Here is a 19,438-nt window from a genome sequence, read left to right on the forward strand (position 1 = left end):
CGGACGGGTCGAACCGGGCTCAGGCGGTCAGCTTCGGTTCGAGGTCGCCGCGCTCGTCGAGCTGTTTGAGGATGTCGCTGCCGCCGACGAACTCGCCGTCGACGAAGGTCTGGGGGACGGTCTCGCGGCCGCTGTGGCGTTCGAGCGCGGCGCGGAACTCGTCGAGCGATTCGAGTGTGTCGACGACCTCGACGTCCTCGCGGTACTGCTTGAGCAGTGTCAGCGCGCGGTCGGAGTAGCCACACTGGGGCATGATCTCCGTCCCCTTCATGAACAGCACTACCTCGTTGGCCTCGATGGCCTCGTCGACGCGTTCGTCGACCTCCTCCTGCGGGAGGCTCTCGTTGGGTTCGAACGTCATACCCGTGGTCTGGGTCCCCTCGTGGATACCTCTTGCGACGGCGCGGGTCCGCGTCCGCAGTTCGGGTCGGGAGCGCGGGCCGAAGCCCTACGCGTCGAGGACTTCGATCAGGTTGCCCTCGGGGTCGCGGACGAAGAGGATCGTGGTGCCGGTGCTGGAGGTCTGCGGTTCGCTGACCGTCTCCACGTCGTCGGGCAGGTCCTCGTAGAAGGCCTCGACGTCGTCGACGCCGAAGCCGAGGTGTTTGGCGCCGCGGTCGTTGACGCTCTCGGCGACCGCCTCGCCGCCCTCGGGCTCGTACTCGACGAGTTCGACGCGAGTCCCGTCGCCGTCGAGGTGGGCGAAGCGGCCGGTGGCGTTCTCGACGCCGACGCCCCGGGAGAAGTTCTCCCCCGACGATTCGAACTCCGCGAGCACGTCGAGGTCGAAGACCTCGGTGTAGAACTCGACGGCGCGATCCAGGTCGGCGACGGTCGTCCCGGTGTGGTGGACGCTTCCGGACATGGGCGAGTGGGGGCGGGCCAGCGCCGAAACGGTGTCGGTCGAAGGGCGGCCGAGCAGTCGCGAGGCGTCGGACGGCGGGACCGGTCGGACGGCCCGAGGTGGGCCGGTAGGGACCGTCCAATCCGCGGTTATACGGCCCCGATCGCGGGTAACTGACCGGTAACAATGCTCGGTGTCGGCGTAAGCCGAGCCATGCGAGAGGAACACTCGGACCCACCCGAAGGGCGGGTCGTCGTCGGGCCGCCGCCGCCACCGACCGCCGCGCCGGAGGACGTGCTCCCGGCGGTCGTTCGGACCCGCAGCGACGACAGCGAGCGGTACATCTGCTACTCCGCGGCCCCGGAGTACGACGGCGTCGCCGAGACGCGGCTGTCGGTCGACACCGACGCCGTCGTCGAGCGGGAGCTGTGGCGGTAGTTCAGTCGAAGCGCACGCCGCCCTCGTTCCGGAGTCGTTCGACGGCCGCCGCGACCCGCCGCCGATCGATCGGCCGAATCCAGGCGTCGGCCGCCGACAGCTCCGCGATGGGCCACCAGCGCGCGTCGGCGCACTCCGGACCGGGGTCAAGCGACCCCGTCGTGTCGGCCCGCCCGATGGCGAAACAGACCGAGAGGTAGGAACCCTCGTCGGGGTCGTCGATATCGAATCCGGTGCGGACGAGTTCGAGCGCGTCGGGGTCGACCGCGAGCCCGGTCTCCTCTTCGAGTTCGCGGGCGGCGCCGACGCGGGCGGGTTCATCGACTTCGAGGATACCGCCGGGGACCGCCCACGCGCCCAGGTCCGGTTCGATGGCGCGTTCGATCAGCAGGACGGAGTCGCCGTCGTGCGGCTTCGCCGCACCGCCCGGGGGATTCCGTCCGCCGCCGTCGAGGACGACGACGTGCGCGCCGGGAAACGGGTTCTGGAAGACGATGTCGTCGCAGTCGGGACAGTACCGGCGGTCCCGATCCTCGAAGCGTTTCGTCTCCAGCGCGGCCCCGCAGTACGGGCAGTAGTCGGGTCGACGCTTGGTCATCAGTAAGACGCCACCGGGACGCCGAGCGTCTCGAAGTCGTCGGCGTTCTCGGTGACGACCGTCGCGCCACGGTTCTCGGCGACGCCGGCGATCAACACGTCGCCCGCCAGCGCGTTGATCCTGTCCTGAGCGACGGTATCGTCCGTGTAGAGATCCGCCTCGATCCCGGCGGCAGCGAACGCGTCCGCCGGTTCGAACGACAGGATCGTGAGCCAGCCCAGTTCGACGAAGATCGACTCAAGCGACGGATCGTCTTCGACGGTGTGGACGCCGACGGCGATCTCCTCGACGTTGATCGCCGAGGTGACCAGATCCTCTTCTCCGTCGTCGTGGGCGTCGAGAAACGACTCGACGCGGTCGTCGCCGCGGTAGTAGTGGGCCAGAAACGTCGTGTCGAGGAGCTTCACGCGTCGTCCTCGTGGCTCGGATCGCCGGCGTCGCCGTCACCCGTCAGCGCGTCGAGCACCTCGGACTGCCTGTCCGCCAGCCCCGCTCCACGGCGCTCCCGACTCTCTCGGGCTGCCCGCTCAAAGCGCTCACCGTCGGCGTCCTCGTACTTCCCGAACCCGCGTCGCCAGTCGGTCCGGACCGCCTCGGTCACCCGCTTGACCACGTCACTGAAGCTCTCCCCCTCCCGTTTCTCGGCGCTGAGGCGCTCGTAGGCCTCGTCGTCGAGTCCGATCGTCTTCGTTCCCATGAGTTGTGTTTGTGCGCACAAGCACAAAATCGTTCGGTCGAGCTACCCCTTCAATCCTGTCCCGGTGAGCGCGACGACCGCGTCGTCGTCGGGTGCGACGACGCCCCTGTCGCGATACTCGGCGAGCGCCGCCGTCGCGGTCGCACAGGTCGGCTCGACGTGAAACCCCGCGCGAGCGAGACGCTCGTGTTCGCGCTCGGTCGCGTCGGGCCCGACCGCGAGTGCATCGCCGTCGGTCGCTTCGATAGCGTCGAGAATCTGGCTGGACCGGGCGGGTTCGCGGATCTGGATGCCGTCGGCGGCGTCGTTGGTCGGCGAGTCCATCGCGACCCCCTCGCCGTGTAGTTCGTCCGCGACCGGCGCGGCGCCGGTGGCCTGCACGCCGAGCAGTCGCGGCATGCCGTCGGTCCAGCCGGCGTCGCGGAGCGACCGGAAGCCGCGATAGGCGCCGAGAAAGAGAGTGCCGTGGCCCAGCGGCGTGACGACGGCGTCCGGGACGTCCCAGCCCCGTTGTGCGGCGAGTTCGAACGCGAACGTCGCCGTCCCGCGGAAGAAGGCGGGGTTCCAGGCGTGGCTGGCGTACCAGCCGCTCTCGCTGCTCGCTACTGCTTCGACGCAGGCGTCGGTCACGTCGCCCCGGGCGCCCTCGACGCGAACCACGTCGGCGCCCGTCCGCTCGATGGCCCGGAGCTTGCCGGGGTTGGCGTCGGCGGGAACGTAGATCTCGGCGTCGATACCCGCACGGGCGGCGTAGGTGGCGATCGCGAGCCCGGCGTTGCCCGATGAGTCTTCGAGGACGCGTTCGACGCCGAGTTCGACCGCTCGCGAGATCGTGAGGGCGGCGCCGCGGTCCTTGAAACTCCCCGTCGGAAAGATCGATTCGAGCTTGAACTGCGCGTCCCACTCGGGCGCGTCGACGACCGGCGTCCACCCTTCGCCCAGCGTGACCGCGCGTTCGGTATCGAGGAACGGATCGAACGCCCACAGCCCGCGGTCGCGGTCGAGGTGTGCCGGGGGGTGGTCGGTGTCCGGCAGCGGGGTGTCGGCGTAGTCGAACGCGCCCCCGCAGTCGCAGCGCCACGGAGCGTCGGCGTCGTCGGGGTAGGTGCGGCCGCAGTCGCCGCAGGTGAGCATAGCGGCCGTTCGGTCCGGCCCGACCAGTAGGTGACGGTCCCGCCCGGCGCCCTCGACCCAACGGCCGCTCGTTGGCCCCCGCGGACGGACCGTTCACTTTCACTCCGGCCGGCGGAGGTTCATGACGGACCCGTCCGTGGGTCCGGCGACATGGACGACCGCGTCAGACGACACGCCGAGATCCTCGTCGACCACTGTACAGATGTCTCCGCCGACGACAACGTGCTCGTCCGGGCCCCGACCGCCGCGGCGGACCTCGTGGAGGCGCTGTACGAGCGCCTCGGCGAGCGCGGTGCCCGCCCGACGACCGAGTGGCGCCACCGCCGTGCCGCCCGGGCCTATCGCCGGGCGCTCGACGCCGGAGACGTACGGACCGCCGACCACCGGCTGGCGGCGATGGCGGAGACCGACGTGGTCATCCTGATCAAGGGCGGGGAGAACGCCGCCGAGGGGAGCGACGTCGACCCCGAGAAGAGCGCCGCGGCGAGCCGCGCGAAACGGCCGATACTCGAGGAGCGCCTCGACACCCGCTGGGTGATCACCCAGCACCCGACGCCGGCCGACGCCCAGCGGGCCGAACTGTCCACGCGGGCGTGGGAGGAGTTCGTCTACGACGCCGTCGACTGCGACTGGGACGCCCAGCGGCGGTTTCAGGAGCGACTCGTCGACGTGTTGGAGCCCGCCGCGTCGGTCCGCGTCGTCTCGGGCGACGACACCGACCTCCGCCTCTCGGTCGACGGGATGGGGACGTTCAACGACGCCGGCGAGGACAACATGCCCGGCGGCGAAGTGGCGACCGTCCCGGTCGTCGACTCCGCCGACGGACGGATCGCCTTCGACCTGCCGGTCACCCGCAACGGCCGGGAGATCCGCGGCGCTCGGCTCACCTTCGAGGACGGCGAGGTCGTCGACCACGCCGCCGAGCGCAACGAGGCGGTCCTGACGGCCCTGCTGGAGACCGACGACGGCGCCCGCCGGCTCGGCGAACTCGGGATCGGGATGAACCGCGGTATCGACGAGTTCACGGACAACCTCCTGTTCGACGAGAAGATGGGCGACACCGTCCACGTCGCCCTAGGCGACGCGATGGCCGAGTGCGTCCCCGACGACCGCGAACTGAACGAGAGCGCCGTCCACGCGGACATGCTCGTCGACGTGAGCGAGCGCTCGCGGATCGAGGTGGACGGCGAGGTCGTCCAGGAGAACGGGACGTTCGTCTTCGAGTGAGCGAGCGGGCGCTCGTCGACGGCGGGAGTTATCGCTCGTCGATCGGGGGGTACGTCAGATCCTCGGGGCCGGTGTAGCGGGCCCGCGGGCGGATGAGGCGGTCGTGCCACCACCTTTTTCTTCGACGGGTTTCCTCGCTCACTCGGCTCACGGCTTCGCCGTTCGCATCGAGGTCTCCCTTCGGTCGACCTCGCCCCGTTCGCTGCGGGAACCCGCCTCGAAAAAAAGGGGGCGAAAAGCGGCCGCTCACTCCGTTCGCGGCCGTGCTATCGCTCGTCCAGCGGCGGGTACTCCAGATCCTCGGGACCGGTGTACCGCGCACGGGGACGGATCAGGCGGTTGTCCTCGACGTACTCGGCGGCGTGGGCGATCCAGCCGGCCGAGCGACTCATGGCGAAGATGGGGGTGTAGATGTCGACGGGGATACCCATCTGGTAGTACGTCGACGCCGAATAGAAGTCGACGTTCGGGGCCAGCCCCTTCTCGTCGGCCATGAACTGCTCGATCTTCGTGGAGTACTCGTACCACTTGGGGGTGCCGGCGGCCTCGCCGAGCTCCTGGGAGCGCTCGCCGAGGATCTTCGCGCGGGGGTCCTTGACGTTGTAGACGCGGTGACCGAACCCGGAGACGCGGCGGCCCTCCTCCAGGGCCTTCTCCGCCCAGCCGACGGGGTCGCGGTCGCTCTCGTCGACCTCCTCGAGCATCTCCATCACGTCCTGGTTGGCGCCGCCGTGGAGCGGGCCCTTCAGCGTGCCGATGGCCGAGGTGACGGAGCTGTGCAGGTCCGAGAGCGTCGAGGCCGTGGTGATGGCGGAGAACGTCGAGGCGTTGAACCCGTGGTCGGCGTGCAGAACGAGCGCCATGTCGAACGTCTCGGCAAGCACCTCGTCGGGCTCCTCGCCGTTGAGCATGTAGAGGAAGTTCGCGGCGTGGGAGAGGTCCTCGCGGGGTTCGACGGGGTCGTCGCCGTCGCGCATCCGCGTGAACGCCGCGAGGATCGTGGGGATCTTGGCGGTGATGCGCCGCCCCTTGCGGAGCGTCGCCTCGCGGTCGGTGGCGGGCTCGTCGGCGTCGGGGTCGTACGCCGAGAGCATCGAGACCGCCGTCCGGAGCGCGGCCATCGGGTTCTCGTCGGCGGCGGCGAGCTGGCCGACCGTTTCGAGCACGTCCTCGTCGACCGAGCGCTCGGCGACCATCGAGTCGGTGAAGGCGTCGAGGCGGTCGGCGTCGGGCAACTCGCCGTGCCAGAGCAGGTGGATGACTTCCTCGTAGCTCGCGTGTCTGGCGAGGTCCTCGATCGCGTAGCCGCGGTAGATGAGTCGCCCCTCGTCGCCGTCGATCTTGCTGAGATCGGACTCGGCGACGAGCACGCCCTCGAGGCCCTTCCGTAGCTCGTCGGTCATACCCCATTCGTTCGCCTGGACCGGCCAAAAGGGTTACCGTTCGACGGTGGACGCGTACGGAATCACCGAACACCTTTCTGGACGAACGTCTACACACCCGACGGCGACACCTTCCCGGGATCGTCGCCCTCCGCACCGCAGCCCCCGACGTATCGGCGATCCAGTCGTCGATACACAGTTCGTCGATCGTCGTTCTCGTATCGTTCGATCCCGGCGATGTTCGATTCTCGCGAACGTCGGTGCCCCGCGCCGGACGGGGCGTTCGGACGGGCGGCGGGAGTGATTCGAGAGGCGGTCACGTGCAGCTGTTCGGGAGATAGCGGGCACGACGGACCGTTTCGCGGGAGCGGCGACCGCGGTCACAGCCGCCGGGAGAGGCGGACGGCGCGGCCCAGCGTCAGGAGAAATGCGACGAGGCCGGCGGTCGACAGCGCGAGGACGAACCCGAGCCCGACGTACAGCGCGGGCGAGCGCCGCGACCCCGGGAGGAGGACGAACAGGACGAACGCCGCGAGCGCGAGCGCGAGGCCGGCCGCGAGACCCCACTTGGCGTTACGGCGGACGCGGAGCGCGGCGACGAAGGCGGCTCTGCCGCTGTCGGCGTCGGCGGCTTCGGGGACGGGGGCCGACTCGCCGCCGTCCCGTCGCTCGCTGGCCATATCCGTAGTTGGGCCACGACCGGCAAAGTCGCGTCGATCGACGGCCGTCGAGGCGGGGCGCGAGCGGAGGGCGCCGCCGGTCCCGACGGCCGGGAGACACCGAACCGCTAAAGAACGGGCGGTCCCGCAGTGTTGGTAATGACGACGCTCGGTACGGCCCAGGCGGCCCCCGGCGAGATGGACACGGGGCGCCTGTCGGTCGGCGAGACGCGCGACGGGACCGAGGTGGGGCTCCCGGTCGCGGTCATCAACGGCGCCGACGACGGCGACACCCTCTACATGCAGGCGGCCAGCGACGGCGACGAACTCAACGGCGTCGGCGTCCTCCAGCGGGTCGTCCCGCAGCTCGACCCCGCCGAGCTGTCGGGGACGATCCTCGTCGTCGGCATCGTCAACTACCACGCCTTCCAGGTGGCCGAACACCGCAACCCCATCGACGACACCAAGACCAACCGCGCCTACCCCGGCGACGAGACGGGCACCTCCACCGAACGCATCGCCGCCGCGACGTTCGGCGCCGCCCGCCGCGCCGACCTGATCCTCGACCTCCATCAGGGGTCGACCTCCCGGATGATCGACGAGTGTCGCGTCCGCTGTGGCAAACGCCACCGCCTCCACGACGCCTGCCTCGAACTCGCGAAGGTCTTCGACTGCGGCTACGTCTTAGACCAGAAGGGCCCCGACGGCCAGCTCGCCCGCGCCGCCCCCGACGAGGGCATCCCCACCATCGACCCCGAGTTAGGGGGGTGTGTCGGCTGGGACGAGCAGTCCATCCGGGCCGGCGTCGAGGGCGTGTTCAACGTCCTCTCCTATTACGGATTCGCCGACGGAACCGTCGACACGAGCCCGCAGACCCGCGCCAGCGGCTTCGAGCAGTACGGCGCCCCCGCCGGCGGCCTCGTCTCGCTGAAACCCGACCTGGGCCAGCGCGTCGCCCGGGGCGACACCCTCTTCGAGGTCACCGACCCCTTCGGCGGCGTCAAGGAGACCGTCACCGCCGACTCCTCGGGCGTCTTCTGGCGCGCCCGCCGGCTCCCCCAGGTCGCCACCGGCGAGTACGTCTGCTCGGTCGGGACGGACGTGGATTCGTACTGAACGGCGGGGAGCCGATCAGCTGAACGGGTCGTCCGCCGTCGTAAGTCTCGTCACGCCGTCGAACCTGTCGAAGTCGTCGTCGAAGCTGTAGATGTATTCGGTATCGGTCCGCCGCATGTGCGCCACCAGAACTGCATCAGTGATCTCCAACCCCGCCTTTCGACGAAACAGGGCGCGTCCCCGCTCGAAGTCCTCCTGTGCCACCTGCCGGATCTGGAACCCCCGGCTCTCGGTCAGAACGTCCAACGTCTCGACGGCGCGGTCGTGGCCGCCGAGCTTCGTAATCGGGTTCAGGATCTCCGGAACGGAGTAGTTCGTCACGACGCCGCGAGGAAGGTCTCCGTGGTCGATCGCTTCCACGATCGGCGTCGCTCGGTCGTGGTACTGGTCACGGCTGTTCCGATACGCCAAAATGACGTTCGAATCGACTATCGCGTCGGCCATCAGGACCAGTCGTACCTCTCTGTCACTTCGACAGCGTCCGTCTCACCCATGTCGACCGGCTCGACATCGTCGGTGACGCCATACCGCTCGCGAACGATCTCGGCGACCAATCGCCCCTCGTCGTCCACGTTCCACTTGAGTTGATCACCGGGCTCTAAGTCGAGGTCCTCTCGGACAGAAGCAGGGATCGTGACGGCGTAGCTTCGATTGACTGTCGTCTCGTCTTCCGCGGCCATACCAATACGTACCGCTCCCTGCCCGAAAACAATTTCCCAGGCAATTGGAGTGTCCCGGGCGTTCAGCTACCGGTCGTTAGTTCCCGTTCGCTCCCACCGCTCGACGGCGAAGTTCTCGTACTCCTCGCGCTCGACGAGTCGCCAGTCGTCCTCGCTCCACTCGGGGTAGTAACTGTCGCCCTCGTACTCGCCGGGAACCCGTGTCAGGACCATCCCGTCGAGATGGGGCTGGAAGAGCGCGTAGATGCCGGCGCCGCCGAGGACGTAGGCGCGGTCGGCGTCCAGCGACTCGGCGATTTCGGCCGCGTCGTCGACGCTCTCGGCGTGGTAAGCGTTCTCGCGGTCGTAGGCCCGTTCCGTCCGGCTGAGGACGACGTACGCCGAGCCGGGCGGGTCGTCGAACATCTCGTAGGTGCGCCGCCCGTAGACGGTGGGGTAGTCGGCGACGCGCTCGCGGTACTGCCGCTTGTCCTCCGGGAGGTGCCAGGGCACCTCGTCGTCGTCGCCGATGACGCCGTTGTCGGCGACCGCGGCGACGGAGATCAGCTGCATACACCCGCTTCGGACGGGAACGGCTTAATCGCCCGCCTCCGCGTCGCCGGCGCCGTCGCCGCTCGCGCTCCCGCGTTCGTCCATCATCGCGGCGGCTTTCTCCGCCCACCCGCCGTACGCGAACCCCCAGGCGACGACGGCGAGCGCCCAGAACTGCTGGAGCGCGATGGCGGCGTAGATGCCGATCACGCCCCAGCCGAGGAGCACGCTCGTCAGGTAGCCGAAGCCGAGGAGGAAGCCGAACATCCCCGTCGTTCGCGCGATAAAGGGCGTACGGGTGTCGCTGCCGCCCTGAAGCGACCCCGAGATAGCGAGGTAGGCGCCGATAGCGGGGGCGGCGACGGCGTAGGCCCGACAGAAGCCGACGGCGTACTCGGCGGTGGAGGGGTCGCTCGTGAACAGCGAGACGAACCAGTCGGCGCCGAAGAAGAGCGCGACGGCGATGGCGCCCATCGTGAGGACGGCGAGGACGGTCGTCGCCCACCCCTGGAAGCGCGCGGCGGCCACGTCGCCGTCGCCCAGCGACTGCCCGACGACGACGCTGGCGGCGGTGTGGTAGGCCCGCCCCAGCGGCGAGGTGACCTGCTGGTACATCCGCCGGCCGATCTGGTAGGCGGCGTTGACGTCCGTCCCGAAGGTAAGGAGGAGGGCGTTGAACGGGAACTCCGCCAGCGTCGTCACCAGTCCCTCGCCGATCCGGGGGGCGCTGACCGTCAACAGCTGCTTGGCGATGACCAGATCCCGCGGGCGGGCGAACGACGCCTCCGTCCGGGAACTCCAGATCGCGACGGAGAGCGCGCCGGCGGTGACGGTGTTGCCGACGGCAGTCGCGATCCCGACGCCGACGATGGCGAGTCTGGGCGCGCCGAAGAGTCCGAGACCGAGCACGAGCGACCCGACGATGTTGAGCAGCGAGGAGGTCACGTCGACGTACATCGGCGTCCGGGTGTCGCCGGTGCCCTGCAGCGCCCGCGCCGCGACCAGCGCGACGTGTCTCGCGGGCGCGCTCGCGAAGACGATCGCGAGATAGGTCCCGCCCATCTCGGCCACGTCCGCCGGGGCCCCCAGCAGGGCGATGGCCGCCTCGCCGAAGAGGAACCCGAACGCGACGAAGGGGATGCCCGAAAGCAGCCCCAGCAGGACGGCCTGGGTGACCGCCTGGTCGCGGTTCTCGACGGCCGCGCTCCCGGTGTCCTGGCTGGACAGCGCGATGGCGCCGCTGCCGAGACCGAGGCCGATCCGCAGCGGGAAGCGGGCGTACAGGTCCGCGAGGCCGACCGCGGCGACCGCCGCCGGCGAAAAGAGCCCGGTGACGACCACGTCGGTCGTCCGCATGAGCGTGCGGAAGACGTGCTGGATCATCATCGGCCACGACAGCGAGAGCACTCGCCGCCAGACACCGAGTCCGCGCTCGCGCACGCTCGCCGCCGACATTGCCCGTGCTGGGGACCCGCTCCGATTGAAGGTGTCGATGGCCGACGCGTCCCGGTCGAGACGAGAGCGGCCGTCCGCTGTCCGCCGGTTTCACGTTCACTCCGCGTGGCTCGCCGTCAAGTACACGCCCGCGGTAGTCGTCGGTGTCACACGCGTCCTCCCCTTACATCTAACTCCCGTCGAGCGGTAGCGGTGGTATGATCGAACTCGCGGACGTGCTCGACGCGCGCGAACGGGTGGCCGCGACGGCGCGGCACACGCCGCTGGACTACTCGCACACGTTCTCGTCGATGACCGGCGCCGACGTACACCTGAAACTGGAGACGTTCCAGCGGACGGGGTCGTTCAAGATCCGCGGCGCCACCAACAAGATCGCGACGCTGTCCGACGAGGAGCAGGCGTCGGGGGTCGTCACGGCCTCCGCCGGCAACCACGCCCAGGGCGTCGCCCTCGCCGCGACGCGGATCGGCGTCGACTCGAAGATCGTCATGCCCGAGCACGCCCCGGTCTCGAAGGTCGAGGCCACCCGCAGCTACGGCGCGGAGGTCGTCCTCCACGGCGCCGACTACGACGAGGCCGCCGAGAAGGCCCACGAGATCGAGCGCGCGGAGGACCGGGTCTACGTCCACGCCTTCGACGACCCCATGGTGATGGCCGGCCAGGGCACCATCGGCCTCGAAGTCCTCGAAGAGCTCCCGGAGGTCGAGACCCTCGTGGTCCCCATCGGCGGCGGCGGACTCATCAGCGGCATCGCGACCGCCGTGAAGGCGAAGAGTCCGGACACCCGCGTCGTCGGCGTCCAGGCGGAGGGCGCCTCCAGCGTCGCCGATTCCCTGCAGAAAGGGGAGATCGTCGAACGCGAGAGCGTCGACACCATCGCCGACGGCATCGCTACTCGCAAGGTCGGCACGGAGACCTTCGAGGTGATCCGCGAGCGCGTCGACGAGGTCGTCACCGTCACCGACGCCGAGACCGCCGTCGCGCTGACGACGCTGCTGGAGCGGGGCAAGACGCTCGTCGAGGGCGCCGGCGCGGTGCCGCTCGCGGCCCTGCTGGAGAGGAAGTTCGACTACGCCGACGACGAGGTGGTCGTCCCCTGTTGCTGCGGCGGGAACATCGACCTGAACGTCCTCACCACCGTGATCATGCGCGGGCTGGTCGAGACGGGGCGGTACCTGCGGATCCGCACGACGCTCAAGGACCGACCCGGGGAACTGGAGCGACTGGTCGAGGTCATCAGCGACGCCCGCGCGAACATCCACGCCATCGAGCACGACCGCGCCGGCAAGGACGTGGCCATGAACGCCGCCGAGGTGGAGCTGGACCTGGAGACGAAGGGACCGGACCACGCCGAGAAACTGCTGGCGGCGCTGCGCGCGGAGGGGTACGAGGTCGACGTGCTCGTGTGAGCGGTCCGGGCCGTGGAGCGCGGGTTGGGGCGTCGGCGCCGCTACCGGGTTCGGAACCGCGGCGGCTCGGAGTCCCGTGTCGTCACAAGGGGCTCGGAGGGGTAACCATTCGTCATCGCCGCCACGTCGAGAGAGCGAGCGCCGGCGTATGAAACTCCCGTCTCCCGAGCGGACAGTGGCAAGCGTTTTTCCGCTCGCCCGCCTCGCTCCGGACATGCAACTCGGCGACATCGAGTCTCTCATCGAGGAGTCGATCCCCGACGCGGAGGCCACCGTCACCCGCGCCCGCGGCGCCGACGACGACGACCACCTCGCCGCCACCGTCGTCTCACCGGCCTTCGCCGACGAGTCGCTCGTCGACCGCCACCAGATGGTCTACGACGCGCTGGGCGAGCGCATGACCACCGACATCCACGCCCTGGAGGTCGAGACCTACACGCCCGAGGAACGGGAGGCGTAGTACCCGAACGAACTGAGAGCGGCTCTACTGCGGCGACCCGTCCGACCGCACCGCAGAACAGCGTGAAAGCCCCGATCGATCCGGGCGCGGTACCGGCGGCGACGGATTCGGCGAGAACACCGAAACGAACGGCTCAAACCGCTGGATATTCGCCGAGCGCGTCCTCCAGCCGTTCCTTCGCGTCGCGACACGCCGCCAGTTCGTCGGCCACGTCTCCGCTCGCCAGGCGCTCGCGCTCGTCGGAACCGAGCTGTGCGCGGGCCTGCGCGCTGTTGCGGAGGCGCTCGTAGTCGGTCTCGCGAGGCAAGTCCCGCACGTCACGCAACGCCACGAGCGCCGCCTCGCCGCCCTCGACTTCGTCGGCGAAGCGAGCGACGACGCTGGTCAGCTCGCGAGCGCGATACCGCAGGGTTTCCGCCTCGACGGGCGGCCAGTCGACGGTCAGCGGCTCGGCGTCCAGCCGCCGGAGGTACGTCCGGCGGGTCGAGACGTTTCGCTTCAGCGCGTCGGGGTCGCCGACGTAGTGGTCGAGCTTGGACTTCGAGTACTCGGCGTACTCCAGCAGTTGCCCGACCGACTCCTCGCCGGCGGCGCGGGTCTCGACGTACTCCCGGAGGTCGTCGGGGGGTGACTCGAATGGGACGAGGGGGTAGGCGTCGGTCTTCGCGACGAACGCCAGCAGGTCCCGGGCGCTGGCCGAGGTGCGAAAGGCCGCGAAGGCGTCGGCGACCCGGTCGTTGTACGCCTCGATGGGGTCGCGCAGCCGCTCGGTCGGGGCGTCGAGGTCGGCGTCGCCCAACCGCCGCAGGTCCTCCAGGTCGGCGATGCGGTCGGCGAGGTCGTCGATGCGGCGCTCGGCGGAAAAGCGGGCGTCCTCGTAGCGCTCGCGGGCCTCGTCGCGGTCGTCGAGCCGTGACACGTCGGCGCGGACGGGTTCGAGCGCCGAGCGGACCTTCCGCCAGTCCGACTCGGTGAGCCGGCGCTGCTGGAGCAGGTCGTCGACCTCCTCGAAGACCTCGCGGTGGCGCACGTCCTCGGGGAGTTCCTCGGTGATCGCGGCGATCTGGCTCTGGAACTCGATGAACGTCTTGAAGTCGCCGTCGCCGGTGACCTCCTCCTCGTAGCGGTCGAAGAGGGTGGTGAGGTCGTCGTAGGCGTCGGCGACGGCCTGCAGTTCGGACTCGCCGACCTCGTCGACGCGGTCGCGAGCGCGGTCGAGGGCGTCGCGAGCCTCGCGCAGTTCGGCGACGAGGTCGTCGGCGACGGCGCGGGCGTCGTCGGTCGCGGGGTCGAAGGCGGCGTCGCTCATCCGGCTACTCGTAGACCTCGTCGGGGTCGAACACCCGCTCGCCGACGGTCTCGCCGTCGAGGGTCCGGTAGAAACACGACTCGTAGCCGGTGTGACAGGCGCCGCCCTCCTGGTCGACGAGGTACAGCAGGGCGTCGCCGTCGCAGTCGACGCGGATCTCTTCGATCGACTGGACGTGGCCGCTGGAGCCGCCCTTCTTCCAGAGCTCCTCGCGGCTGCGCGAGTAGTAGTGGGCGAAGCCGGTCTCGCGGCTGCGCTCGACGGCCTCGGGGGTGACATACGCGAGCATGAGTACCTCCCCCGAGTCGGCGTCCTGGGCGACCGCGGGGAGGCGTTCGTGCTCGTCGAACGCCAGCTCGATGTCGGTCATACCCGCAACTGGGACCGACCGCCGAATAGGTCTTTTGTCGCCGGCGACGAGGGGCGCGGAACCGCCCGCTCAATCCCGACCGGTCAGGTCGGCGGCCATGACGAAATCGGGGGTCTCCGAGACGGCGATACCGGCGTAGGCCGCGTCGGAGACGTGGCGCGCCGTCTCCGGGATCAGGACTCTCGTCCGGTCGGCCCCGAGATCGGCTGCGTCGCGGGCGATAGCGGCAAAGAGCGTCTGGGCGGCCGGCACGTCGTCCCAGGCACCGACGCCGTACTCGACCCACCGCTCCGATCCGTCGTCTCCGTCCCCCTCGCCGCCGTCGCCGCCGCTCTCGCGCTCGTACTCGCGCGTCCGGACGGCGGCACCGCGGGTCCCGTCGTTCCCCCGGACCGCGAACGCCTGCCGCTCGTCGGCGGCCGTCCTGAACCGCTCGCGGGTCACCTCCGAGAGCGCCCACGACTCGTCGGGGTCGAGCGCGAGCCCGGCGAGTTCCCGGGCGGCGTCGCTGCGCTGCCAGTAGCTCCAGGCGGCGTCGGGGTCGGCGGTCGCGTCCAGCCCGCTCGCGCCGTCGGTGTCCGCGCGGGCGTCCGTGTCGGGGTCGGGGTGCGCCCAGCGGAACTCGGTGGCGGGGTCGTAGCCGACGCCGCGGGCGGCGCCGAGGCCGGGCGCGTTCCACGAAAACACCATGTTGCGACAGACCGTCGCACCGCGGTCGCGCGCCCACTCGAAGCAGGCGTCGTTCATCGCCTCCGCGACCCCCTTCGCCCGCGCGTCGTCGGCCACGCGCATCCCCTGGGCCCACGTCTCGTGGGCCGAGAGCGCGACGACCTGGCAGACCCCGACAGCGCGGCCGTCGTCCGCCTCGGCGACGACGGTGTGCTGGTCGGGCCCGTCGCCCTCGACCCACTCGGGGAACACCTCGGGGACGTAGTCGCCCCGGTCGAAGCGGTCGCTCCACGTGTCGCTCGCGAACGCGATAACGTCCTCGTGGTCGTCGGCGCGGGCCTGGCGGACCTCGATCGTCATCGGGTCGCCCCCGTCAGGTCCACGGCACCGACCGCTCGTTGATCTCGCCGACGAGCGACGTGCCCATCGCCTCCGCGACGCTCTCGGTGTTCGCCAGCGCCCACATCAGCTTAACCTTCGCCGTGCCCGGCAGGGTGTCCTCGCCCTCGACGATGCCGGCCTCCAGCAGGTCGCGACCGGTGTCGTACACCCGGTCGCAGACCCGCCCCTCGAGACACTGGCTCGTCATCACGACCGTCGTCCCGTCGTCGACCAGCTCCTCGATACGCGGGATCCAGTCGGTGTGGACGTGACCCAGCCCCGTCCCTTCCAGCACGACCCCCGATTTGCCTTCGAGGGCATCGAGGAACGCGGGGTCGGTGCTGGGCGTGAACTTCAGCAGTTCCACGTCGGTGTCGAGGTCGGGGTCGATATCGAGGTCGACGCCGTCGCGCTCGCGGTGCTCGCGGCGGAACGACACGTCGGTCTCGCCGTCGACGTCGTAGTCGACGACCCCGAGCGGCTTCGCGCCGACGGTCTCGAAGGCGTCCCGGCGGGAGGTGTGGTTCTTCCGCGCGCGCACCCCGCGGTGGAGCGCGCAGCGGTCGTCGGACTCGCCGGCGTGCATGCAGATCAGCACCTCGGCGCACTCTGATTTGGCCGCCTCGACCGCCGAGACGGCGTTCATCACGTTGTCCGAGGACGGGCGGTCCGCAGAGCGCTGGCTCCCGGTGAAGACGACCGGGACGGGCGTGTCGAGCATGAAAGCCATCGCCGCGGCGGTGAACTGCATCGTGTCGGTGCCGTGCATGACGACGACGCCGTCGGCGCCGGCCTCGATCTCCTCGTGGATCGCCTCGGCCAGGTCCCCCCACACCTCGGGCGTCATGTTCTCCGAGAGGATGTTCGCGACGACGCGCCCGCGGTAGTTGGCGCGGCCGGCGAGGTCGGGGACGGCCCGGAGCACGTCCTCGGCGTCGAACTGCGCGGTGACGGCGCCGGTGCGGTAGTCGACCGTCGAGGCGATGGTCCCGCCGGTCGAGATGAGCGACACGGTGGGCAGCTCGTCGTCGAACTCGATGGTCGACCGGTCGCTCTCGGCCTGGGCCGATTCGACGTCGTACACGTCCGATTCGAGGACCTCCACGTCGGCCTCGCTCCGGTCGACGCCGACGTTGTACCCCCCGTCGAGTTTGACGACCAGGTGTTCGCCCGTCGTCGAGGGCAGGAGGACCCCTTCGTAGCTCTGGTCCGCGCGGTCGACGCGGACGCGGTCTCCGGCGTTCATGGGAGTCGCTTCCGCCGCGGCGGACTTGAATCCACTCGTTCGTCGGACGACCGGGCCGTCCCGCCGGTCGCCGCTCAGATCCCGGCCGGTCCCCCGAACCCGTCGTCGAGGGGGTGGTCGGGGACGGCTTCGTCCATCGCTTCCTCGCTGGTGGGGGTGCCGGCGGCGACCGAGAGGAGCTGCCTGGCGCGCTCGGCCTTGGCGAGGAACACCTCCCGGAGCGAAGGCGGGTTGCGGACGTTCGTCTCTTCGACGAGCGACTCGGGGATCGCGACGGTGTCGGCGGGGACGCGCTCGTCGCCGTAGACGGTGAAGTGTGTGTTCTCCAGTTTCATGACCAGCGGGAGGTCCGTCCGGGAGACCCCCTCGCCCGCGTACAACTGCTCGTTGACCCGCTCGTGCTGGGCGGCCGCGATGGCCGCCGCGTCGCTCTCTCTGGGTTCGACGTAGAGCCGCCCCAGGTAGTAGCCGCTGGAGAACTGTTCGAACATTGCTGTGCGAGTGGATCACAACCATGGTAACGCATAAGTCTTCCCCGGTAGCCTTATGCCGACGCGCTTTCAGACCGCACGACGCGACCGCGACGCGACCGCACCGAGGTCGGTCAGCGAGGTGACAGGGGAGGTCCGCGGGCGTCTACGGCTCCGGTACGGCTATGTGGTCGGGGGACTCGGAGTCGACCATGGACGAGTCGGTCGGCGACGAGCGGGCGGACGGGGAAGCGGCCGGCCGCCACGCCGTCGTGCCGCGGCGGTGGGCCCGGTACTACCTGGAGAACGCCCCGAGTCTCGTCTGGCTGATCTTCGCCAACGTCGCTGGCGTGTTCGTCGGCGTGTTCTTCTACCTGGAGACGCTGCCCGAGGTGGACACGCTGGCGTGGCCGGTGTACATGGACTCGCCGGTCGCGACGCTGCTGATGGCGCTGGCGCTCGCCACGCTGCTGCCGAACCTCGGCCGCCGACTCGACGCCGCGCCCGCCAACCTCGTGCTCGCCTACCTGTACACGATATCGTTCGTCTGGCTGGTCGAGACCGGACTGTGGCTCGCGCTCGCGCTGAACCTCCACTTCGGGCTGTACTACCCCGACGTGTGGCGCTACTTCGGCGTGCTGATCACACATCTCCTCTTCATCCCCGAGGCGTACCTCCTGCCGCACTTCGGGCGGACCACTCCCGGCGCGCTCGGCCTCGCGCTGGCGCTCGCGCTGGGCAACGACCTCGTCGACTACGGCTTCGGCCTCCACCCGCCGCTGCGCTACGAGACGGGCGCGCTCTTCTCGGCGGGCGGGCTCACCGCCTCCGGAGTCGTCCTGACCGTGGGGAGCGTCGTCACCTCGGTCGTCGCCGTCGCCCTCGCCGCCCGCGCGTTCCCGCGGCTGCCGTCCTGAGACTCGGCGTCCCACCGACCGCACGACTGCAACGGGGCGCCGGGGACACGCTTATCAGGCTCGACCGCGAACCTCAGGTGAATGGACTCCGCCGAACTGCTCGACCTGCTGGGCAACGCCAACCGTCGGCGGATCCTCCGGTTGCTCGCGCACAAGCCCTGTTACGTCACGGAGATCAGCGAGTACATCGGCGTGAGCCCGAAGGCGGTCATCGACCACCTCGAACGGCTGGACGACGCGGGCCTCGTCGAGAGCAGCGTCGACGACCAGCGCCGCAAGTACTTCCGCATCGCGCGCAACCTCCGGCTGGAAGTGACCGTCTCGCCGTACACGTTCGGCACCAAGAGCGCCTACCCCGGCAGTTCCATCGACGTGACCACCTGCCGGCACGTCTCCATCGACGCCGAGGTTCAGGAGGAGTCGGACACGGGCGAACTCGCCGCGGAACTCGACCGCCTGCAGGACTTAGACCGGGAGCTGTCGCTGGCACAGCGGTGGGTCCACGGCCGCCTCGCGGAGGTGATGGGCGAGCTGACCGACCAGTTCGAGGGCGAGGACGCCCGGCTGCTGGGCGACGTGGTCTCGGCGCTCGCCACCCGCGCGGGCACCGTCGAGGAACTGAGTCGCCGCGTCGAGGCCCCCCCGGAGGTCGTCGAGGAGGCGCTCGAACGGCTCGCCGAGGAGGACGTGGCCGAACGCGACGGCGACGAGTGGTCGCTGCCCGACTGACGACGGAGCCCTACACGTCGCGGGTGAGCCCGTCGCGCAGGTCTCGGCCGAAGTAGTGGCCGACGACGGCGACGAGGATGCCGGTAGTCGCGCCGAGCGCGGCGGTCGGGGCCAGGCCGAGGCTCTCGACGGCCGTCAGCGTGAGCACGCCCTGCATCATCGTCGCGAAGACGGCCGCGCCCGCGCCGGCGACCGCGACCGGGACGTACCGGCGGGTGCCGCTGGCCGCGCCCAGGAGGAAGGCCCCCAGGAACAGGCCGACCAGACCGGTGACCGACCCGATAAAGGGGACGGCGCTCCCCGCGAACATCCCGCCGACCACGACGACCGCGGCGAGCAGGAACGAGCGCAGCGACGGGACGCTGATCCCGAGGCTCGGGCGACCGAGAGAGGGCGTGAGCCGCGAGCGCAGGCTCGGTCCCGAGTCGGTGCTCGATGCGGTGCTCGACGCGGCGCTCGACTCGCCCTCGGCGTCCGGGGTCGCGGTCGACCCGCCGCCGCCGTCCGGCCCGCTCGTCAGCGCGTCCACGTCGACGCCGAGTTCGTCGTCGCTGAAGCCCACGTCGCCGTCGTCGGCGTCGCCGAGGTCGCCGTCGAAGCGGTCCTCGACCCGCTCGTCCGTCCGCTCTGACATACCCGACACTCCGGACCGAGGGCCCATGTGCCTTTTCCTCGCGTCGCCCGTGCGACGACAGAACGCGACGGGAGCGGTGGAGT

At 70.1% G+C, this 19,438-nt stretch carries 25 protein-coding genes; 7 read left to right on the plus strand and 18 right to left on the minus strand.

Annotation, left to right across the window (positions count from 1 at the left end):
• Nucleotides 1-19: 19 nt before the first annotated feature.
• A complete protein-coding gene (locus tag HZS55_RS03435; RefSeq protein WP_179910348.1) occupies nt 20-361 on the minus strand; it encodes a glutaredoxin family protein in 342 nt (113 codons plus the stop codon).
• 87 nt (nt 362-448) lie between these two features.
• The gene (locus HZS55_RS03440) at nt 449-865 is read right to left on the minus strand and encodes a VOC family protein (RefSeq protein ID WP_179910349.1); all 417 of its coding nucleotides are present in this window, start codon (nt 863-865) and stop codon (nt 449-451) included.
• Between the two features lie 192 nt (nt 866-1,057).
• Here HZS55_RS03440 and HZS55_RS03445 point away from each other — a divergent pair, with 192 nt between their 5' ends.
• Nucleotides 1,058-1,282 carry a hypothetical protein gene (locus HZS55_RS03445; protein WP_179910350.1) on the plus strand — a complete coding sequence of 75 codons (225 nt, stop codon included), beginning with the start codon at nt 1,058-1,060 and terminating at the stop codon, nt 1,280-1,282.
• 1 nt (nt 1,283) lies between these two features.
• Here the strand turns inward: HZS55_RS03445 and HZS55_RS03450 are convergent, their stop codons facing one another.
• The 4 genes from HZS55_RS03450 to HZS55_RS03465 are packed head-to-tail and all read right to left on the minus strand — an operon-like array spanning nt 1,284 to nt 3,711.
• Complete coding sequence (locus HZS55_RS03450) at nt 1,284-1,880, minus strand: NUDIX hydrolase (protein ID WP_179910351.1); 597 nt, start codon at nt 1,878-1,880, stop codon at nt 1,284-1,286.
• Nucleotides 1,880-2,287: a type II toxin-antitoxin system VapC family toxin gene (locus HZS55_RS03455; protein ID WP_179910352.1), complete on the minus strand. Its 408-nt coding sequence runs from the start codon at nt 2,285-2,287 to the stop codon at nt 1,880-1,882. The genes HZS55_RS03450 and HZS55_RS03455 overlap by 1 nt, the downstream gene beginning before the upstream one ends.
• The gene (locus tag HZS55_RS03460; protein ID WP_179910353.1) at nt 2,284-2,577 is read right to left on the minus strand and encodes an antitoxin VapB family protein; all 294 of its coding nucleotides are present in this window, start codon (nt 2,575-2,577) and stop codon (nt 2,284-2,286) included. The genes HZS55_RS03455 and HZS55_RS03460 overlap by 4 nt, the downstream gene beginning before the upstream one ends.
• A gap of 42 nt (nt 2,578-2,619) precedes the next feature.
• A complete protein-coding gene (locus HZS55_RS03465) occupies nt 2,620-3,711 on the minus strand; it encodes a threonine synthase (RefSeq protein ID WP_179910354.1) in 1,092 nt (363 codons plus the stop codon).
• Nucleotides 3,712-3,861: 150 nt separating this feature from the next.
• On the opposite strand from HZS55_RS03465, the gene HZS55_RS03470 reads away from it, so the two are divergent.
• A complete protein-coding gene (locus HZS55_RS03470; protein ID WP_179910355.1) occupies nt 3,862-4,938 on the plus strand; it encodes an aminopeptidase in 1,077 nt (358 codons plus the stop codon).
• 266 nt (nt 4,939-5,204) lie between these two features.
• Here HZS55_RS03470 and citZ read toward each other — a convergent pair whose 3' ends face one another.
• On the minus strand, nt 5,205-6,341 hold the full coding sequence (citZ, locus tag HZS55_RS03475; RefSeq protein WP_179910356.1) for a citrate synthase: 1,137 nt from the start codon (nt 6,339-6,341) through the stop codon (nt 5,205-5,207).
• A 359-nt stretch (nt 6,342-6,700) separates the two neighbouring features.
• Nucleotides 6,701-7,000: a DUF7536 family protein gene (locus HZS55_RS03480; RefSeq protein WP_179910357.1), complete on the minus strand. Its 300-nt coding sequence runs from the start codon at nt 6,998-7,000 to the stop codon at nt 6,701-6,703.
• A gap of 138 nt (nt 7,001-7,138) precedes the next feature.
• On the opposite strand from HZS55_RS03480, the gene HZS55_RS03485 reads away from it, so the two are divergent.
• On the plus strand, nt 7,139-8,095 hold the full coding sequence (locus HZS55_RS03485) for a succinylglutamate desuccinylase/aspartoacylase family protein (protein ID WP_179910358.1): 957 nt from the start codon (nt 7,139-7,141) through the stop codon (nt 8,093-8,095).
• Between the two features lie 15 nt (nt 8,096-8,110).
• On the opposite strand, the gene HZS55_RS03490 is transcribed toward HZS55_RS03485, so the two are convergent.
• From HZS55_RS03490 to HZS55_RS03505, 4 genes are all read right to left on the minus strand, one after another.
• Complete coding sequence (locus tag HZS55_RS03490; RefSeq protein ID WP_179910359.1) at nt 8,111-8,539, minus strand: type II toxin-antitoxin system VapC family toxin; 429 nt, start codon at nt 8,537-8,539, stop codon at nt 8,111-8,113.
• Entirely contained in the window at nt 8,539-8,775 is a 237-nt protein-coding gene (locus HZS55_RS03495) for an AbrB/MazE/SpoVT family DNA-binding domain-containing protein (RefSeq protein WP_179910360.1), read from the minus strand. Before HZS55_RS03495 ends, HZS55_RS03490 begins: the two co-directional genes overlap by 1 nt.
• Nucleotides 8,776-8,841: 66 nt before the next feature.
• Nucleotides 8,842-9,327 (minus strand): dihydrofolate reductase, encoded by a 486-nt coding sequence (locus tag HZS55_RS03500; protein WP_179910361.1) that lies wholly within the window; start codon nt 9,325-9,327, stop codon nt 8,842-8,844.
• A gap of 24 nt (nt 9,328-9,351) precedes the next feature.
• Nucleotides 9,352-10,761 (minus strand): MATE family efflux transporter, encoded by a 1,410-nt coding sequence (locus tag HZS55_RS03505; protein WP_179910362.1) that lies wholly within the window; start codon nt 10,759-10,761, stop codon nt 9,352-9,354.
• A gap of 197 nt (nt 10,762-10,958) precedes the next feature.
• On the opposite strand from HZS55_RS03505, the gene ilvA reads away from it, so the two are divergent.
• Nucleotides 10,959-12,170 carry a threonine ammonia-lyase gene (gene ilvA / locus HZS55_RS03510; RefSeq protein WP_179910363.1) on the plus strand — a complete coding sequence of 404 codons (1,212 nt, stop codon included), beginning with the start codon at nt 10,959-10,961 and terminating at the stop codon, nt 12,168-12,170.
• A 214-nt stretch (nt 12,171-12,384) separates the two neighbouring features.
• Nucleotides 12,385-12,630, plus strand: a complete 246-nt coding sequence (locus HZS55_RS03515; RefSeq protein WP_179910364.1) for a BolA family protein — start codon at nt 12,385-12,387, stop codon at nt 12,628-12,630.
• Nucleotides 12,631-12,763: 133 nt separating this feature from the next.
• Here HZS55_RS03515 and HZS55_RS03520 read toward each other — a convergent pair whose 3' ends face one another.
• From HZS55_RS03520 to HZS55_RS03540, 5 genes are all read right to left on the minus strand, one after another.
• On the minus strand, nt 12,764-13,939 hold the full coding sequence (locus tag HZS55_RS03520) for a DUF7118 family protein (protein ID WP_179910365.1): 1,176 nt from the start codon (nt 13,937-13,939) through the stop codon (nt 12,764-12,766).
• 4 nt (nt 13,940-13,943) lie between these two features.
• Nucleotides 13,944-14,309, minus strand: coding sequence for a phosphoribosyl-AMP cyclohydrolase (hisI, locus tag HZS55_RS03525; protein WP_179910366.1), 366 nt, complete (start codon nt 14,307-14,309; stop codon nt 13,944-13,946).
• A 69-nt stretch (nt 14,310-14,378) separates the two neighbouring features.
• Nucleotides 14,379-15,338, minus strand: a complete 960-nt coding sequence (locus HZS55_RS03530; protein ID WP_179910367.1) for a GNAT family N-acetyltransferase — start codon at nt 15,336-15,338, stop codon at nt 14,379-14,381.
• Nucleotides 15,339-15,351: 13 nt separating this feature from the next.
• Nucleotides 15,352-16,605 carry a Glu-tRNA(Gln) amidotransferase subunit GatD gene (gene gatD, locus HZS55_RS03535; RefSeq protein ID WP_179910368.1) on the minus strand — a complete coding sequence of 418 codons (1,254 nt, stop codon included), beginning with the start codon at nt 16,603-16,605 and terminating at the stop codon, nt 15,352-15,354.
• 74 nt (nt 16,606-16,679) lie between these two features.
• The gene (locus tag HZS55_RS03540; protein ID WP_179910369.1) at nt 16,680-17,096 is read right to left on the minus strand and encodes a DUF5802 family protein; all 417 of its coding nucleotides are present in this window, start codon (nt 17,094-17,096) and stop codon (nt 16,680-16,682) included.
• Nucleotides 17,097-17,287: 191 nt separating this feature from the next.
• On the opposite strand from HZS55_RS03540, the gene HZS55_RS03545 reads away from it, so the two are divergent.
• The gene (locus HZS55_RS03545; RefSeq protein ID WP_179910370.1) at nt 17,288-17,992 is read left to right on the plus strand and encodes a DUF1405 domain-containing protein; all 705 of its coding nucleotides are present in this window, start codon (nt 17,288-17,290) and stop codon (nt 17,990-17,992) included.
• 81 nt (nt 17,993-18,073) lie between these two features.
• A complete protein-coding gene (locus tag HZS55_RS03550) occupies nt 18,074-18,721 on the plus strand; it encodes an ArsR/SmtB family transcription factor (RefSeq protein ID WP_179910371.1) in 648 nt (215 codons plus the stop codon).
• Nucleotides 18,722-18,731: 10 nt separating this feature from the next.
• Here HZS55_RS03550 and HZS55_RS03555 read toward each other — a convergent pair whose 3' ends face one another.
• A complete protein-coding gene (locus tag HZS55_RS03555; RefSeq protein ID WP_179910372.1) occupies nt 18,732-19,355 on the minus strand; it encodes a hypothetical protein in 624 nt (207 codons plus the stop codon).
• Between the last annotated feature and the right edge of the window lie 83 nt (nt 19,356-19,438).

The organism is Halosimplex rubrum (assembly GCF_013415885.1).
GTDB classification, from domain to species: Archaea; Halobacteriota; Halobacteria; order Halobacteriales; family Haloarculaceae; genus Halosimplex; species Halosimplex rubrum.

Excerpts from the sequence above, each read along its gene's own strand:
- HZS55_RS03435 (WP_179910348.1), bottom strand. The coding sequence starts at position 361 with ATGACGTTCGAACCCAACGAGAGCCTCCCGCAGGAGGAGGTCGACGAA.
- HZS55_RS03440 (WP_179910349.1), bottom strand. The coding sequence starts at position 865 with ATGTCCGGAAGCGTCCACCACACCGGGACGACCGTCGCCGACCTGGAT.
- HZS55_RS03445 (WP_179910350.1), top strand. The coding sequence starts at position 1,058 with ATGCGAGAGGAACACTCGGACCCACCCGAAGGGCGGGTCGTCGTCGGG.
- HZS55_RS03450 (WP_179910351.1), bottom strand. The coding sequence starts at position 1,880 with ATGACCAAGCGTCGACCCGACTACTGCCCGTACTGCGGGGCCGCGCTG.
- HZS55_RS03460 (WP_179910353.1), bottom strand. The coding sequence starts at position 2,577 with ATGGGAACGAAGACGATCGGACTCGACGACGAGGCCTACGAGCGCCTC.
- HZS55_RS03465 (WP_179910354.1), bottom strand. The coding sequence starts at position 3,711 with ATGCTCACCTGCGGCGACTGCGGCCGCACCTACCCCGACGACGCCGAC.
- HZS55_RS03470 (WP_179910355.1), top strand. The coding sequence starts at position 3,862 with ATGGACGACCGCGTCAGACGACACGCCGAGATCCTCGTCGACCACTGT.
- citZ (WP_179910356.1), bottom strand. The coding sequence starts at position 6,341 with ATGACCGACGAGCTACGGAAGGGCCTCGAGGGCGTGCTCGTCGCCGAG.
- HZS55_RS03480 (WP_179910357.1), bottom strand. The coding sequence starts at position 7,000 with ATGGCCAGCGAGCGACGGGACGGCGGCGAGTCGGCCCCCGTCCCCGAA.
- HZS55_RS03485 (WP_179910358.1), top strand. The coding sequence starts at position 7,139 with ATGACGACGCTCGGTACGGCCCAGGCGGCCCCCGGCGAGATGGACACG.
- HZS55_RS03490 (WP_179910359.1), bottom strand. The coding sequence starts at position 8,539 with ATGGCCGACGCGATAGTCGATTCGAACGTCATTTTGGCGTATCGGAAC.
- HZS55_RS03495 (WP_179910360.1), bottom strand. The coding sequence starts at position 8,775 with ATGGCCGCGGAAGACGAGACGACAGTCAATCGAAGCTACGCCGTCACG.
- HZS55_RS03500 (WP_179910361.1), bottom strand. The coding sequence starts at position 9,327 with ATGCAGCTGATCTCCGTCGCCGCGGTCGCCGACAACGGCGTCATCGGC.
- HZS55_RS03505 (WP_179910362.1), bottom strand. The coding sequence starts at position 10,761 with ATGTCGGCGGCGAGCGTGCGCGAGCGCGGACTCGGTGTCTGGCGGCGA.
- ilvA (WP_179910363.1), top strand. The coding sequence starts at position 10,959 with ATGATCGAACTCGCGGACGTGCTCGACGCGCGCGAACGGGTGGCCGCG.
- HZS55_RS03515 (WP_179910364.1), top strand. The coding sequence starts at position 12,385 with ATGCAACTCGGCGACATCGAGTCTCTCATCGAGGAGTCGATCCCCGAC.
- HZS55_RS03520 (WP_179910365.1), bottom strand. The coding sequence starts at position 13,939 with ATGAGCGACGCCGCCTTCGACCCCGCGACCGACGACGCCCGCGCCGTC.
- hisI (WP_179910366.1), bottom strand. The coding sequence starts at position 14,309 with ATGACCGACATCGAGCTGGCGTTCGACGAGCACGAACGCCTCCCCGCG.
- HZS55_RS03530 (WP_179910367.1), bottom strand. The coding sequence starts at position 15,338 with ATGACGATCGAGGTCCGCCAGGCCCGCGCCGACGACCACGAGGACGTT.
- gatD (WP_179910368.1), bottom strand. The coding sequence starts at position 16,605 with ATGAACGCCGGAGACCGCGTCCGCGTCGACCGCGCGGACCAGAGCTAC.
- HZS55_RS03540 (WP_179910369.1), bottom strand. The coding sequence starts at position 17,096 with ATGTTCGAACAGTTCTCCAGCGGCTACTACCTGGGGCGGCTCTACGTC.
- HZS55_RS03545 (WP_179910370.1), top strand. The coding sequence starts at position 17,288 with ATGGACGAGTCGGTCGGCGACGAGCGGGCGGACGGGGAAGCGGCCGGC.
- HZS55_RS03550 (WP_179910371.1), top strand. The coding sequence starts at position 18,074 with ATGGACTCCGCCGAACTGCTCGACCTGCTGGGCAACGCCAACCGTCGG.
- HZS55_RS03555 (WP_179910372.1), bottom strand. The coding sequence starts at position 19,355 with ATGTCAGAGCGGACGGACGAGCGGGTCGAGGACCGCTTCGACGGCGAC.